Below are 15,428 nucleotides of genomic sequence, written 5' to 3'. Positions count from 1 at the left end.
AAGAAAATGAAGAATCTGATCGCAGGCGCCGCCATGGCGCTGATGGGCCTGGCAGGCACCGCCATGGCCGAGGAGTACCCTGACCGCCCCATCATGATGATGGTCTCTTACGGGGCCGGCGGGGCGACCGATTTCCAGGCCCGGATCGTTACCATGACCGCAGGCAACGAGGATGCGCTGGGAATGCCCATCGCCATCATCAACAAGCCCGGCGCCGGCGGCCGTGTCGGCTGGAACTGGTTTGCCACTCAGGCCGATGCGGACGGATACACCCTGGCGGCCTACAACGTGCCCCACTTCATCGCCCAGTCGATCAAGGGCGGCGTCTCCTATTCCGCAGACAGCTTTGAACCCATCGCCAACTGGGGAGCCGACCCGGCGGTCTTTGTTGTCGGTGCTGACAGCCCCTTCAATTCGATGGCAGATGTGGTTGCCCATGCCAAGGAAAACCCGGGCAAGCTCACCTTCTCCGGCGCGGGCCTGTTCGTTGGCCACCACATCGCTGCGCTGCAGATCGAAAAGGCTGCAGGCGTGAAGATGGCCTATATCCCGACCAAGGGCGGCGGCGCGGCGGCGATGAAGGCGGTGATCGCCGGTGAGGTCATGGGCGGCATCAACAACCTGTCCGACGCTTTCCGCGCGCAGGAGGCAGGCAACGTGAAAATCCTGGGCGTTGCGGATCTGCAGCGCTCTGACTTCCTGCCAAACGTGCCCACCATGCAGGAACAGGGGCTGGACGTTGACAATTCCTCCGTCAACTTCCGCGGCGTGATGGTGCCCAAGGGCACCCCGCAGGAGGTGATCGACGAACTGGCCGCCACCGTGCCTGAGATGTTCGCCAACCCCCGTGTCGCCAAGAAGATGCAGGCTGGCGGATCGCCCATGCACATCATGACCCGCGACGAGGTCAAGGCGATGTGGGCTGCCCGTGAACAAACACTGAAAGAGCTTCTGGCCGGGCTCTGACCCCAGCCGGAACTCCTACGGGGCGCGCGCCGCCGCAGCGCGCGTCCTGGCCAAGATATCGAGGTAAGACATGAACGCTCAGGACGCAGTCGCCTCCGGCACCGCCGAGGTGGAACAGATCATGGTGCGCGCCCGCACCGCCCAACGGGGTTTTGAAGTCAAGGGAAGCCAGGCGCTTTACGACAAGGCAGCCCTGGCGGCAGGCTGGGCCATCATGGAACCCGCCCGCAACCGCGCCCTGGCAGAGCTGGCGGTGGAAACCACCGGCCTTGGCAATGTGGCGGACAAGATCACCAAGAACCACCGCAAGACGCTGGGACTGCTGCGCGACATCGCGGACGTCCAGACCCATGGCGTCATCAGCGACGACCCGGAAACCGGCATCACCGAGATCATGCGCCCCATCGGCGTGATCGGGGCCGTTGTCCCCTCGACCAACCCGGCGGCGACGCCTGCCAACAACATCATCAACGCGCTGAAGGGCGGCAATGCCATCGTGGTGGCCCCCTCGCCCAAGGGCGTCGCCTCCTGCGAGCTGCTGCTTTCCTATATCCACGCCGAATTTGCCAAGCTCGGCTTGGATCCGGATCTGGTGCAGATGATTCCTGCCCCCGGCTCCAAGGCGAAGACCCAGGCGCTGATGGAAGCCGCCGACCGGGTGATCTGCACCGGCAGCCAGAACAATGTCCACCGCGCCCAGTCTTGCGGCACGCCTGCCGTAGCAGTCGGCGCCGGCAATGTGACCGTGATCGTGGATGAAACCGCGGACCTGGCCGATGCAGCGGCCAAGATCACAGCCTCCAAATGTTTCGACAATGCCACTTCCTGCTCGTCGGAGAATTCCGTCGTGGTGGTGGACACCATCTACGATCAGTTCTTTGAAGCGCTCTCCCGGGAAGGCGGCGCGCTGGTGCCCGAGGCGGACGCCGCAGGCATCATCGCCAGGCTCTGGCCGGACGGTCACCTGAACCGCGAAGTCATCGCACAGGATGCGGACAAGATGCTGGCCGCGCTTGGCATGGATTACAAAGTGGCGGCTGACACCAAATTCCTGGCGGTGGAAACCAAGGGCATCGGCCCGGACCACCCGCTGTCCGGCGAAAAGCTGAGCCGTATTCTGTCTGTCTACCGGGCTGCTGATTTCACGGATGCCAAAGCCACCGCTTCCCGCATCCTCGATCATCAGGGCGCTGGCCACTCCATCGGCATTCATACAACCCGGGACGAACGCGCAGTGCAAATGGGCCGCGACATGCCCACCTGCCGGGTGATCGTCAATCAGGCCCATACATTCGCCACCGGCGGCGCCTTTACCAATGGCATGCCGTTTTCTCTATCGATGGGATGCGGCAGCTGGGGCGGCAATTCGATCGATACCAACCTCAACTGGCGCCACTTCGTGCAAAGCACCAAGATCGTGCGCGAAATCCCCTCCCGCGAACCTGCGCTGGAAGACATCTTTGGCAGCTACTGGGCGGAGGCAGGCCAATGATGGAACCGCCCAAGGGAACCATTCGCGACTGGCTGGATACACGCGCAACTGAGGGCGGCACCGGCTTTGTCTTCCCTGACGGCGCCCCGGATCTCAGCTGGCCGGAACTGCGCGATACGGCCCGGGACATCGCCCGTGCGCTGGCTGCCCGGGGCATCGCCAAGGGCGAAAGCATCGCCATCCTGCACCCGAACGGGCGCGAGGCGCTGGAGTGCCTGTTCGGGGTGCTCTACGGCGGCTTCCGCGCAACCATGATCAATCTGGTCGCGGGCACCAGCGCCGTCTCCTACGCGTTGCAACACAGCGGCGCCCGCTTTGCCTTTGTGCACGCCAGTCAGACCGGGCTTTTCGAGCAGACTGCCGACCTGTCCAACATCTCCCCTTTGGACCAGGCGGCGGCAACTGCTGGTCCGCCGGCAGAGCTGCACCCGCTCTCTGCCGGTGACCACGCTTTGCTGATGTACACCTCCGGCACCACCGGCCGCCCCAAGGGCGTGGTGCATACCCATGCGAGCCTGCTGGCAGGCGGCTGGACCACAGCCGTGGCGCATGAGCTGACGCCGCAGGACCGTGGCCTCTGCGTGCTGCCGATCTATCACATAAACGGGCTCTGCGTGACGGTTATGGGGACGCTGATTTCCGGCGGCTCACTGGCGATGTGCGAACGATTCTCTGCCAGCCGCTTCTGGGCTCATGCCGGATGGTCCGAGGCCACCTGGTTCTCTGTGGTGCCCACTATCATTTCGCACCTCCTGCATTCAGAACTGGACCCAGTCGAAAGCACCAAGGCGCGCATACGGTTCGGGCGTTCCGCCTCCTCAGCGCTGGCACCGGAAGTGCAGCGCGCTTTCGAGGGTCGCTTTGGCATGCCCATCATCGAGACCATGGGACTGACCGAGACCGCCGCCCAGATCCTGTCCAACCCCCTGCCCCCGGGCACACGCAAGATAGGTTCGCCCGGTATTGCCTATGGCAACGAGGTCTGCATTCTGGACAAAAAACTGGAGCAAGTCACGGACTGCACCGTGGGCGAGCTTGCCGTGCGCGGCCCAAACGTGATGCAAGAGTACCTCAATAACCCCGTGGACACCGCGGACACCTTTACCCAGGACGGCTGGCTGCGCACCGGGGATCTGGCGCGGATCGACGGTGACGGCTATGTTTTCGTAACCGGGCGCCTCAAGGAGCTGATCATCAAGGGCGGCGAAAACATCGCCCCGCGCGAGATCGACGAAGCGCTCTATTCCCACCCCGACGTGATCGAGGCAGCCGCCTTCGGACGCCCCTGCAGCAGCTACGGCGAGACGGTGGAGGCGGCGGTGAAGGTCCGCGACGGTTCGGCGCTGACCGAATGGGAGCTGATCGAAATTTGCCGGGCGCAGCTTGGAAAGTTCAAATCGCCTGACGGGGTGCATTTCCTGAACGAACTGCCCAAAGGCCCTTCAGGGAAAATCCAGCGAAACAAAATACTGGCAGTGATATCCACTGCCCGCCGGTCTGTCTAAGCTGCTTAACACGGCAATACCACGGAATCTGGATCAGGCAAAAAATAGAAGCTGATGGGACCAAATCATCGTTCTTTAGTCCAATAGAGGCCATTCCAGAGGGTATTCTGGAATGGCTCTTTGTGTGGTTAGTCGCTGATTGCCCCCTCCTCGTCCCGGCGCTGGTGCATTTTGGCTTTGACTCGCGCGCCGACGATCAGCGGCAGCACAAAGCCGATGATAGCAATCGCCCACAGCGTAATGGACAGCGGGCTGTCGGCCAGCGTCCACCAATTGCCGTTGTCGATGGTAACCGCGCGGCGCAGGTTGTTCTCCATCGAATTGCCCAGCAGCGTGCCCAGAATGATCGGCACCAGCGGCACATCCAGTTTGCGCAGCACCCAGCCCATTACACCAAAGCCAATCATCACCAGCAGGTCGAAGGTGCTGCCCGAGATGCCATAGATTCCGACAAAGCTGACCATTGCCACGATAGGCATCAGGATGCGCGAGGGGATCATCAGCACACGGGTGAACAGGCCGACCATGGGGATATTCATCGCCAATAGCATGAAGTTGGCAATGAACAGCGCAGCGATCAGGCCCCAGACCACATCCGGGTTCTGGCTGAACAGCAGCGGGCCGGGGGTGATATTCAGCGCCAGCAGCACTGCCAGCAGCACCGCGGTTGTGCCTGATCCCGGCACCCCCAGCGCCAGCATCGGCACCAGCGCGCCACCGGCAGCGGCGTTGTTGCCTGCCTCAGGCGCTGCCACACCGCGCGGATCCCCGGTGCCGAAGGTGCCTTCTTTGTCGACCAGTTTCTTTTCCATCGAATAAGAGATGAACGACCCCAGAGAGGCGCCTGCGCCGGGCAGAACACCGGCAATGAAGCCTAAAAAGGACGTCCGAAGCATGGTCGGGGTGGTCTGCCGGATCATCGAAACCGGCGGATACAGCTTGCCGATGGTCAGTTTGCGCCCCGCGGCGTCGGATCCGCCGTGCCGGGTCTCCAGGAAAATAAAGACCTCAGACAGGGCGAACAGGCCAACGATGGCAACCAGGAAATCCAGCCCGTCATAGAGATGCACCTCACCAAAGGTGAACCGCGGCACGCCGGTCTGGGTGTCGACGCCGATGGTCGCCAGACCCAGGCCCAGCGCTGCGGCAAAGGCCGATTTTGCCTGATTGGTCGAGGACACGCCGCCCAAGGTCATGAAGGCGAGCGCAAACAGCGCGAAGTATTCCGCCGGGCCGAACAGAAGGGCGATCTTGACCAGCTGCGGAGCCAGCAGGATCAGCCCCCATGTGGCCAGGAAGGCGCCAACGAAAGACGCGATGCCCGACAGTGACAGCGCTTCGCCAGCCAGGCCCTTCTTGGCCATCGGGTGGCCGTCCAGGCAGGTCATCATGGCCGGCTCATCCCCGGGGATGTTCAGCAGGATCGAACTGATGCGGCCGCCGTACATGGCACCATAGTAGACGCTGGTCAGCAGGATCAGCGAGGGTGTCGCCCCCAACCCCAGGGTGAAGGCCAGCGGGATCAGGATGGCAACCCCGTTCGATGGCCCCAGCCCCGGCAGCGCCCCCATGATGGTGCCCAGGAAACAGCCCAGCAGCGCGAGGCCGATGTTCTGCCAGCTGAGCGCGATGGCAAAGCCGTCGCCAAGATTTGCGAGAAGCTCCATGCGGCGCCCTCCTCAGAAGCCAAGCGGACCCTTGGCCAGCGACAGACCGAGGATCAGGTGAAAGGTGACATAGATGCCGATGGAAGTTCCGGCGCCCACGGCCACTGTTTCCAGCGGTCCCGATCCCAGGCGCCAGGCCAGATAGGCGGCGGCAAAAGCGGTAGCGATGACAAAGCCCGCGACCGGCAGCATTTCGGCGTAGAGGATCAGCACCACCACGGCCGCAGCAACTTCTGCCAGACGTGCCAAGGCGGGCCAGTGCGGCTCGGGGTCCGGGCGCAGCGCGATCACGGCACCCGAAAGGGCGAGGATGGCGGCAATGATCAGGGGAAAGGCCTTGGGGCCGACAGCATCTGAGAGAAAACTTTCCTCGATCGCAAGCGCGGCAATGACATAGCCGACGGCAAGGATGATGCCGAAAACCCCGAATATACGATCGCTCATGGCGGTCTCCAGTTCGGGTATTCAGACGGGGCGGGCTGGCAGACTGCTGTGCCGAACCGCCCCGCAGCAGGTTACTTGATTATGCCGATGTCCTTGGAAATCGACTGGATCTGCGCAACCGAACCGGCCACGAATTCCTGGAAATCCGCCCCCTGCAGGTCCAGCGGCGCCAGGCCGTTGGCGGCCATGACCTCTTTCCATTCGCCGGAAGCATAGAGGTCGCCGATCTTCGATACCCAGGCATCATAGGCCTCATCCGACATTCCGCCCGGCGCGTAAAAGCCGCGCCAGTTGGCTCCAATGGCCTCCACGCCTTGTTCCTTGGCGGTCGGGAAGTCCGCGAACTCACCCGGCAGGCGTTCCGGCGACAGCACTGCGATCACCTTGATGTCACCGGAGTCCACAAAGCCCTTGGCCTCGGAGATATCGCCAGTGAAGGCCTGCACGGAACCTGCCAGCAACTGGGTCACGGCCTCGCCGCCGCCGTCAAAGGCGATGTATTTGACGCTGCGGACGTCTTCGATGCCATAGGCACTGGCCGCGATCAGAACCTTCAGGTGGTCCCAGCCGCCCACCGCGGAACCGCCGGCGACGGAGACAGAGGTTGGGTCCGCCTTGATGGTGTCCAACAGCTGCGGCAGCGTTTCGACCTCGCTGTCGGCAGACACCGCAATCACACCGTAGTCCGCGCCGATAGCCGCCAGCCAGCGCACCTGGTCCATGCTGTTGCCCGGATAGGCGCCCTGTGCCAGGCGCGTCGCGGTGGCGCTGGAGGCAGCAACGATCAGGCTGTTGTCGTCCGTGCGCTTGTTCACCACCTCGGCAAAGGCCACGCCGCCGCCGCCGCCAGCCAGGTTCACCACCTGCATGGTCTTGTCGATCAGTCCCAGATCCTGCAGCGACTTGCCGACCTGGCGGCAGGTAAAGTCCCAGCCGCCGCCCGGATTGGCCGGGGCGATGCATTCGGGGTTTTCCTGTGCCTGGGCCGCAAAGGCGGACAGCGACAGGGCGGCAGCGGCAACCAGGCCGCGGGTGACGGTAATTTTCATGCGTTCCTCCTCAGGTCGTGGCCGGCGCACTCCCAGGCGCCGGAGATCACCCGCAAGAATTCGCTTTGGCAGCTCCTTTTCTGCGGGTTAGACATGTTTACCCATTGAAGCTGTCACCAACCTGTCGCCGGTTTCAGCAAAGCGGAGCGCCATTGAATGCGGGTCTTGATGGTTGAGGATGCAGAGGATCTGGCCGAGGGGGTGACCGCCCACCTGGCCCGTTCGGGAATTGCCTGTGATCTGGCACCGGACATCGAAAGCGCCCGCGACTGCCGGGCGGTGCAAGCCTATGACGCGGTGATACTGGACATCAACCTGCCGGACGGCTCCGGCCTGTCGCTGCTGCGCGAGATGCGCATGGCGGGCGACCCGTCCCCGGTGCTGATGCTGACCGCACTGACCTCGGTGGACGACCGGGTGGCAGCGCTGGATCAGGGGGCGGATGACTACCTCGGCAAACCTTTCAACCAGCGCGAGCTCGAAGCGCGGCTGCGGGCCCTGGTGCGGCGGCAGGCTGATCGCAAGGAAGAGCAGATCGTCCTGGGCGGTCTGGCCTTTTCCCCCAGTGACCGCAGCGCCCGGCTGGACGGCCGCCTGATGGAGCTGACCCGGCGCGAGGCGGCGCTGCTGGACATGCTGATCCGCCACCAGGACCGCTACCTGTCCAAAGCGCGCCTTTATGACTCGCTCTATGGTTTCGAAGATGCCGATGTGGGGGAAAACGCAATTGAGCTGTATATCGCCCGCCTGCGCAAGAAGATCGCCGGCAGCAGTGTCAGCATCAGCACCCAGCGGGGGGTCGGTTACCGGCTGCATCTGAATGGCTGAGCCGCGCCCGCCGCTTACGCTGGCGGCCCGGGTGCTGGGGGCGGTTCTGCTGATCCTGCTTCTCGGCGGCGTGCTGGTGTCCGGCTCAGCCTGGCTGAACGGCCAGCAGGCCGCGCGCCAGGCCTATGACCGCATCCTGCTGGGAGCGGCCAGAGATATCGCCGAGTCGGTTCGGGTCCAGGAGGCTATCCCTGTCACCGACCTGCCGGTCTCGGCTTTCCAGCTGCTGGCACAGGCTCCCGATGACCGCATCTATTATGCCGTGCTTGGGCCCGGGCAGATGTTCATCACCGGTGTCGATCCCAACAATGAAATCCAGATGCCTAGACCCGGTTCAGGTGCGCCGGATTACTTTGAGTCCGCACTCAACGGCGAACCCGCGCGCTTCGTGCGGATCACCCGCCGTTTTGCGGAGCGCAGCTTTTCCGGAACAGTCGAGGTTGTGGTCGGGCAGACACTGCGGGCGCGCAAGGCTATGACGGCGGAGCTGATGCTGGATGCTCTATTGCCCATGGCAGTGGCGGGGCTGGCACTTATGGCAATGGCCTGGCTGGTCATCCGCACCGCCCTGCGGCCGCTTGATGCTATCACCGAAGACCTTGCCCGCCGCGACCCTTATGACCTGACTCCGATTGCCACCGGCCGGCTGCCGCGGGAATTGCAGGTGGTGCTGGGGGCTATGAACCGGTTCATGGGCCGTCTGGATGGTCAGGTCGAGGCGATGCGCAATCTGATCTCCGACACTGCACATCAGTTGCGCACCCCGGTCGCTGCGATGCGCGTGCAGGCGGAATCCGCGATTGCCGAACCCGGTGAAACCGCCCGCCGCCGCGCCCTGGACCGGCTGCTGGCGCGCACACGCTCGCTTGGGAGGCTGCTGGATCAGCTTCTCAGCCGTGCGCTGGTGGTGCACCGCACCGACAGCGCCCCGCGGCTGCCCGTCGACCTGCGTGAGGTGGCATTGGAAATCATGGAGCGCGACGACCACGCATTGCTTGCCCCCGGCAGCGACCTGCGGCTGGAGATCGGCGAGGACCCCGTGATGGTGCTGGCTGATGCCTTCTCCCTTGGCGAGGCAGCCGGCAACCTGCTGGGCAATGCGCTCAGGCACGGCACCCCGCCAGTGTCCATCGGCACAGAGCGGCGCGGCGGCGAAGCCATCCTGTGGGTGCGCGACGCAGGCCCTGGCCCTGCGCCTGCGGTCACCGCACAGCTTGGCAGCCGCTTCAACCGCAGCACGGGCAGCCAGGAAAACAGCACCGGCATCGGCCTGTCGATCGTGACCTCCGTGGCCGCTGCTTTTGGCGGTCGGCTAGAGATGGCGCGCGAGGAAGGCGGCTTCCGCGCGGCGCTGATCCTCCCGGCTGCGGAGGATAAACTATGATGCGGGCTTGGCGAATTCTGTTGCTCCTTGCCGCACTGCTTCCTGCTGCTACCGCTGCGCAGGAAGCAACCCATCAGTACGGCAGCGGCCCAGTGCCCTTCCTGGTCCGCTCAACCACCGACAACAGTATCATCCAGCCGGTCATCGAGCGTTTTGCAGAGCGCAATCCGGAGCTGGCAATCACTTATGAGCAATGGGGATCCAACGCGCTTTTCACCCAAAGCCGCACCGATTGCCGGGAGGGCAACCCGCCCGCTGATGCGATCCTGTCCTCGGCCGTGCAGCAGATGGTCTGGCTGGTCAACGCGGCCTGTGCGCAACCGCACCGCTCGCCCGCAACAGTGGTACTGCCGCCATCGCGACGCTGGCGCGACGAACTGTGGGGGATCACCACCGAACCGGCAGTGATCGTCTACAACAAACAGCTGCTTGATGTCGCCGATGTGCCCCGCAGCCGGTTTGCCCTGCTGGATGCGCTGCGCGCCGAACCTGATCTCTACCGCGGCAAAATCGCCACCTACGACATCGCCGCCTCAGGCCTGGGTTATTTGTTCGCCTACAGCGACAGTCTGGAAGCCACCACCTTTGGCGCGCTGATGGAGGGCTTTGCCCGGGTCGATGCTGTTGCCACCTGCTGTTCCGCCGAAATCATCGCTGGCGTTGCGGAGGGCCGGTTTCTGATCGCCTACAACGTCTTGGGATCCTATGTTGCCAACGCCTCCGCGCCGGAGGTCGGCACCATTCTGCCAGAGGATTACACGCTGGTTCTGTCCCGTGCCTTTATGATCCCCAAGCACGCCGCACAGCGACGCGCATCTGCAGAGCTGCTCGATTTTCTGCTGAGCGCCGAGGCGCAAGAGATGCTCGTCAAAGCCGGGCTCGTCGCCGTGATCGAGGAGACCGGCTCCGGGCTAACCGCCAGTGCCCGCCGATACATTCCTTTGTCACCGTCCCTGCTGGTCGCGCTCGATGCCAACCGGCGCGCTCTGCTGCTCAAGTTCTGGAGCGATACCTTTGGCCAGGGCGCCAACCCATGAACAGCCTCAGGCCCTTTCAATCACCGGACTTCAGGCAGGGCGCTTGATCTCCAAGCAACTGGCGCCTCAATGCTAAGGTTATTCAACGGTCTGTGGCTGACAGGACGCTGCCGCTGCGGCATTCGCGCGATTGCCTTCCGCGCGCAGCCATGCTGAGGTGCGCGCAACAGAAGACCTCTCAGGGAGACATACAGATGACCGACGCCCCGTCCTATGGGTTTGACACCTTGCAAATTCACGCCGGCGCCAAGCCGGACCCGGCCACCGGCGCACGGCAGACACCGATCTATCAGTCCACCGCGTATGTCTTCCGCGATGCCGAACACGCGGCCGCATTGTTCAACCTTCAGGAAGTCGGCTTCATCTATTCGCGGCTTACCAACCCCACAGTTGCAGTACTGCAGGAGCGCCTTGCGACGCTGGAGGGCGGCGTCGGCGCGGTCTGCTGCTCCTCCGGCCACGCGGCGCAGATCATGGCGCTGTTCCCGCTGATGGGCCCGGGCTGCAACGTCGTGGCCTCGACCCGCCTTTACGGCGGCACCGTCACCCAGTTCAGCCAGACCATCAAACGCTTCGGCTGGTCGGCGAAATTCGTCGATACCGACGATCTGGACGCGGTGAAGGCCGCGATCGACGAGAACACCCGCGCGGTGTTCTGCGAATCCGTCGCCAACCCTGGCGGCTATGTGACCGACATCCGGTCGCTTGCAGACATAACCGATGGCGCGGGCATTCCGCTGATCGTCGACAACACGTCTGCCACCCCGTACCTGTGCAACCCGATTTCCCAAGGCGCGACGCTGGTGGTGCATTCGACAACCAAGTACCTGACTGGCAATGGCACCGTCACCGGGGGCTGTGTTATCGACAGCGGCCAGTTCGATTGGTCCGCGAATGACAAGTTTCCATCGCTGTCAGAGCCGGAAACCGCCTATCACGGCCTCAAGTTCCACGAAACCTTCGGCCCGCTGGCCTATACCTTCCACGGCATCGCAATCGGCCTGCGCGATCTGGGCATGACGATGAATCCGCAAGCCGCGCATTACACGCTGATGGGGATTGAAACCCTTTCCTTGCGGATGCAGCGCCATTGCGAGAACGCCCGCAAGGTGGCTGGATGGCTGGAGAATGACAGCCGCGTCGATTATGTGACCTATGCCGGGCTGCCGTCTTCGCCCTACTACGAGCGCGCCCAGGCTTGCTATCCCAAGGGAACCGGCGGCTTGTTCACCTTTGCGGTCAAGGGCGGCTATGATGCCTGCGTCAAGCTGGTGGATTCGCTGGAGATTTTCAGCCATGTGGCCAACCTCGGCGACACCCGCTCGCTGATCATCCACTCGGCTTCGACCACGCACCGGCAGCTGACCCCGGAGCAGCAGGAAGCGGCAGGTGCCGGTCCGAATGTGGTCCGGGTCTCCATCGGCATCGAAGATGCGGACGATCTTATCCGCGACCTGGATCAGGCACTGGCCAAAGCCTGCGGCTAAGGCTTGCTCTATCCGAATGGAAAGGCCGGGCACCCTGCCCGGCCTTTCTTCGTTTGATGTTACTCTCCGCCCGGCACCGTCATGTCGAAGACAACCGAGACATTGTGGGTAAAGCTCAGCTCCCCGGCCTCAATCGGCATCGCGTCGCTGCGGGCCATTTCCATTGCCATCATCGGACGGCCGCCTCCGCCGCCGTGCTCCGAGATTGAGCGCACCGGTCCCAGCTCCATGCCCGCGGCATCCGCCAGCTGCTGCGCCTTGCGGATGGCATCCTTGACCGCCTCGCCGCGGATCTGGTCAATCACTGCGGCGGGATCAGATACGCCGAAACTCAAGCCCTGAAACCGGTTCGCCCCTGCAGCCAGAACCTTGTCCAGAACGGGACCCAGGCCGTCCAGATCCCGGACCCGAACCATCAGCGTGTTCGAGGCCTCGAAACCGGTAATCTCGCGCCGCCCGCTGCTGTCATAGGAACGGTCCTGCGACCAGACAGGGCGCATGGATATCTGCTGGGTCTGCATGTCCTCGGCGGCGATGCCACCCTCCTTGAGCCGGGTGATCACCGCCCCCATGGCTTGCGACACTGCGGTCATAGCGGCAGCGGCTTCCTCGGCTTCCTCTGTCACGCCCAGAGTGATTGTTGCCAGTTCAGGCGGCACTTGCAGGGTGCTTTCACCGTTTACGGTAATCTGGCGCGGCGGCACGGTTTCGCTTGCGGCCAGGGCGCTTGCGCTCATCGACAGCATCAGTGCGGCTGCCAGAAGTTTCTTTGCCTTCATACTGAAAAAGCTCCTTTTCCGAATACCCCTTAGATGGGAACGGCAAACCGCCGCCCGCAAGAGCCAGGAAATGTCTTTTCCTTTAACTCGGCAGGTTCCTGCTTTAAGGTCCGCAGCAAAACACCGGGCGCGCCGTGCGCCTCCGGGCAGTATGGATTTGGATGGTTTGACCCAAAGTATGAAACCGGCCTTTGCTCTTTCGCTTTCCGCCGACGGGATCGCATTGATCTACCGTGCCGGGGACGGCTGGAGGAGCGTCGCCAGCACTCCGTTCAACACCGAGGACCTTCCCGCCGCACTGGCCGCAATCCGGGCTGATGCGCTGCGGCTGGTGCCGGAAGGGATTTACAGCAAGCTGATCCTGCCCAATGACCAGATCCGGTATCTGAGCATTGAAACCGGCGGCCTGCCTGCCGGGGAACGGATTGCGGCGGCACAGCGGGCACTGGAAGGCGCCACGCCTTATCCGGTGGACGAACTGGCTTTTGATGTGTGCGCTGACGGCAATGTGACCCATGTGGCCGCAGTGGCGCTGGAAACCCTGGACGAGGCAGAGACTTTTGCGGTTGAGCATGGCTTCGGGCCTGTCAGTTTCGTGGCGGTGCCAGAAGACGGCGGTTTTCAGGGGGAGCCGTTCTTTGGCACCACCCGGGTGATCCGGGGAACCGAAGTTGAGCCCGACAGCAGCGCGGTCAAAGTTATCGGTGCAGTGCAGCTTCCCGATGCCGCGCCAGACGTAGACGCCGAAAACCAGAACGCGGCCGCCGCAGAACCCGAGGAAGCTCCGGCTCCTGCTGCATCCACCAGGGAAACTGCTGCAGGTGAAGAAGCCTCTGAAGTCAGCGGGGAACCAAACGCCCTGGCCCCGTCAAGTCTGCAAAAACACCCGAAAACTGCAAATGAAGAGGGCTGCAATCAGCCGGAACCCGCTGCAATGCCGGCGAACGTACCACTTGCGCCGCCTGCCGCTCCCGCAACCGTCAGCGTCGCTGTCCCGGAAGGGGCAAGGCCGGAAACGATAGAAAACACCAACTCCCAGGCACCAGCAAAAGTGCCCGGAGCCAAGGAGAGTTCTCCCGGCGGTTCACCATCTGCAGCGAAACCCGCCCCATTTGTCCTGACGGAAAGAAGTTCAAGCGCAGCAAATCCTGCAGCGGTGAAACCGCTGGGACCGGCAAGTGCCGCTCCCGCGGAGGGACAGGCCGGACAGGCGCGAACAATTCCGCCCGCTCCTGCTGCCCTGCGCGCTCCGTCCCCTGCCGCGCAGGTGCGGCCGCCGGAAACTGCACCGGCACACAAGACTGCAACCGGCGGCAAGCGGCGTCCGCTTGGCCTGGCCCTGACTGCCGCGCTGCTCCTGGCGGCAATCGCTGCGTGGGCGCTGTTCCGCGAGGACGGCTTGCTTGCTGCGCTGACGGAAACCGGCGGCGACCTCTCCCCTGCCCCAGCCATCAGCAGCAACGGAACCGCTTCCCCCCAGCGCTCCAGCGCAACCGGAACTGCAGGGGATATTGCACCGCAAGTTAGCGTGCTGGCTGATCAGCTGGACCCTGGGCTCTCCGATGTCGGCCTCCCTGAGGCCAGCGATACGGATGCGGCCCCCACAGCCGAGGATGAAGCCGTTGCTGACGGCGTGGAACCGCCGGAAGAAGGAACCGATACCGCTTTCCTGGATCCAGAAGCCCTGCAGCCTGGCGCCGCGGACACACCCGTTTCCCCCGAACTGGATGAGCTGGCTTTGGCCGCGCGCTATGCGGCAACCGGTGTCTGGGCAGTGGCACCGGACCTCGACGGCATCCCGGCAGCTACCGGTCTGGATGAGCTCTACACAGCGTCTGTTGACCGCACCGAATTTGCTGCTGACGCCGTGGCCCTGCCGGACCCCCAGTCCTATGATCAGGATGATGCGCCGGCGGCCGTTGCATCCCCTGCCGCGGCAGGATCAGCCTTTGATCTGGACGCACGCGGCCTGGTCAAGGCAACGCCCGAAGGGGCGCTCAATCCTGATGGCATCACCGTTTTTCTTGGCCGCCCCAAGAAAGTGCCGCCGCCTGCGCCGGACCGCAGCGACCCGGCTGCCGAGGCGCTGGCAGAAGAAGTCGCCCGCAATCAGGTGCTGTCACGCAAACGGCCTAAAGCCCGCCCGGCTGATCTGGCGGAACAGGTCGAACGGGCCCAGAATGGCGGCCTCAGCCGCGCCGAACTGGCCAGCCTGCGCCCGCGCCACCGGCCCGCAACTCTGAAACCGGCAGAAGAGGAGGAGCTGCCGGTCACCGCGCGGGCCATCGCCTCCTCAGTCGTGCCGCGCGGCCGTCCTGCCAATTTCGCCAATCTGGTCGACCGCGCCCGCCGCAATGCACAAAACCAAGTGCAGGTTGCCGCTGCCGTTCCTGCCGCCGCAGCGGCGGCGCCGCCGCGTATTCCGACCAGCGCCTCTGTCGCCCGCCGCGCCACCGTCAGCAACGCCCTCAACCTGCGAAAGCTGAACCTGATCGGCGTCTATGGCACAGCAGCCAACCGCCGCGCCCTGGTACGCTTGCCCTCGGGCCGCTACAAGAAAGTGCAAGTTGGCGACCGCATCGATGGCGGCAGGGTCATAGCCATCGGCGAAGGCCAGCTTCAGTATCAGAAGGGCGGCCGCAACCGTACCCTGACAATGCCCAAGAGCTGAGCACCAAAAGCTAATAATCCAGAATGCTATGGCACCGGCACCCCCTGAGGCCCGCTGCATGGAAAGCATCAGCACCGTTGTTCGCTCGAAATCGCCCTAACCGGCGCAATCCAGCCGCA

12 protein-coding genes are annotated in these 15,428 nt (G+C 63.7%); 8 read left to right on the top strand and 4 right to left on the bottom strand.

Annotation, left to right across the window (positions count from 1 at the left end; genetic code table 11):
• The first annotated feature begins 6 nt into the window (after positions 1-6).
• The 3 genes from N6L27_RS08700 to N6L27_RS08690 all read left to right on the top strand — a co-directional run bounded on the left by N6L27_RS08700 (position 7) and on the right by N6L27_RS08690 (position 3,963).
• Positions 7-966, top strand: coding sequence for a Bug family tripartite tricarboxylate transporter substrate binding protein (locus N6L27_RS08700; RefSeq protein ID WP_271906853.1), 960 nt, complete (start codon positions 7-9; stop codon positions 964-966).
• 70 nt (positions 967-1,036) lie between these two features.
• Entirely contained in the window at positions 1,037-2,458 is a 1,422-nt protein-coding gene (sauS, locus tag N6L27_RS08695; RefSeq protein ID WP_271906852.1) for an acylating sulfoacetaldehyde dehydrogenase, read from the top strand.
• Positions 2,455-3,963: an AMP-binding protein gene (locus N6L27_RS08690; protein ID WP_271906851.1), complete on the top strand. Its 1,509-nt coding sequence runs from the start codon at positions 2,455-2,457 to the stop codon at positions 3,961-3,963. Before sauS ends, N6L27_RS08690 begins: the two co-directional genes overlap by 4 nt.
• Before the next feature lie 128 nt (positions 3,964-4,091).
• Here the strand turns inward: N6L27_RS08690 and N6L27_RS08685 are convergent, their stop codons facing one another.
• From N6L27_RS08685 to N6L27_RS08675, 3 genes are all read right to left on the bottom strand, one after another.
• Complete coding sequence (locus N6L27_RS08685) at positions 4,092-5,630, bottom strand: tripartite tricarboxylate transporter permease (protein WP_271906850.1); 1,539 nt, start codon at positions 5,628-5,630, stop codon at positions 4,092-4,094.
• Positions 5,631-5,642: 12 nt separating this feature from the next.
• Positions 5,643-6,074, bottom strand: coding sequence for a tripartite tricarboxylate transporter TctB family protein (locus N6L27_RS08680; protein WP_271906849.1), 432 nt, complete (start codon positions 6,072-6,074; stop codon positions 5,643-5,645).
• Between the two features lie 71 nt (positions 6,075-6,145).
• A complete protein-coding gene (locus N6L27_RS08675; protein ID WP_271906848.1) occupies positions 6,146-7,123 on the bottom strand; it encodes a Bug family tripartite tricarboxylate transporter substrate binding protein in 978 nt (325 codons plus the stop codon).
• 156 nt (positions 7,124-7,279) lie between these two features.
• Here N6L27_RS08675 and N6L27_RS08670 point away from each other — a divergent pair, with 156 nt between their 5' ends.
• From N6L27_RS08670 to N6L27_RS08655, 4 genes are all read left to right on the top strand, one after another.
• On the top strand, positions 7,280-7,951 hold the full coding sequence (locus tag N6L27_RS08670) for a response regulator transcription factor (RefSeq protein ID WP_271906847.1): 672 nt from the start codon (positions 7,280-7,282) through the stop codon (positions 7,949-7,951).
• On the top strand, positions 7,944-9,335 hold the full coding sequence (locus tag N6L27_RS08665; protein ID WP_271906846.1) for a sensor histidine kinase: 1,392 nt from the start codon (positions 7,944-7,946) through the stop codon (positions 9,333-9,335). The genes N6L27_RS08670 and N6L27_RS08665 overlap by 8 nt, the downstream gene beginning before the upstream one ends.
• Positions 9,335-10,372, top strand: a complete 1,038-nt coding sequence (locus tag N6L27_RS08660; RefSeq protein ID WP_334312492.1) for an ABC transporter substrate-binding protein — start codon at positions 9,335-9,337, stop codon at positions 10,370-10,372. Before N6L27_RS08665 ends, N6L27_RS08660 begins: the two co-directional genes overlap by 1 nt.
• 194 nt (positions 10,373-10,566) lie before the next feature.
• Complete coding sequence (locus N6L27_RS08655; RefSeq protein ID WP_271906843.1) at positions 10,567-11,859, top strand: O-acetylhomoserine aminocarboxypropyltransferase/cysteine synthase family protein; 1,293 nt, start codon at positions 10,567-10,569, stop codon at positions 11,857-11,859.
• A 59-nt stretch (positions 11,860-11,918) separates the two neighbouring features.
• Here the strand turns inward: N6L27_RS08655 and N6L27_RS08650 are convergent, their stop codons facing one another.
• A complete protein-coding gene (locus N6L27_RS08650; RefSeq protein ID WP_271906842.1) occupies positions 11,919-12,638 on the bottom strand; it encodes an SIMPL domain-containing protein in 720 nt (239 codons plus the stop codon).
• A 178-nt stretch (positions 12,639-12,816) separates the two neighbouring features.
• Between N6L27_RS08650 and N6L27_RS08645 the strand changes: the two genes are divergently transcribed.
• On the top strand, positions 12,817-15,309 hold the full coding sequence (locus N6L27_RS08645; protein WP_271906841.1) for a hypothetical protein: 2,493 nt from the start codon (positions 12,817-12,819) through the stop codon (positions 15,307-15,309).
• Positions 15,310-15,428 lie beyond the last annotated feature (119 nt).

Origin of the sequence: Leisingera sp. SS27 (assembly GCF_028368855.1) — a bacterium.
In the GTDB taxonomy this organism is placed as follows: domain Bacteria; phylum Pseudomonadota; class Alphaproteobacteria; order Rhodobacterales; family Rhodobacteraceae; genus Leisingera.
Note: the sequence above shows the minus strand (reverse complement) of the source record. Positions and strands in the feature narration are given on the sequence as shown.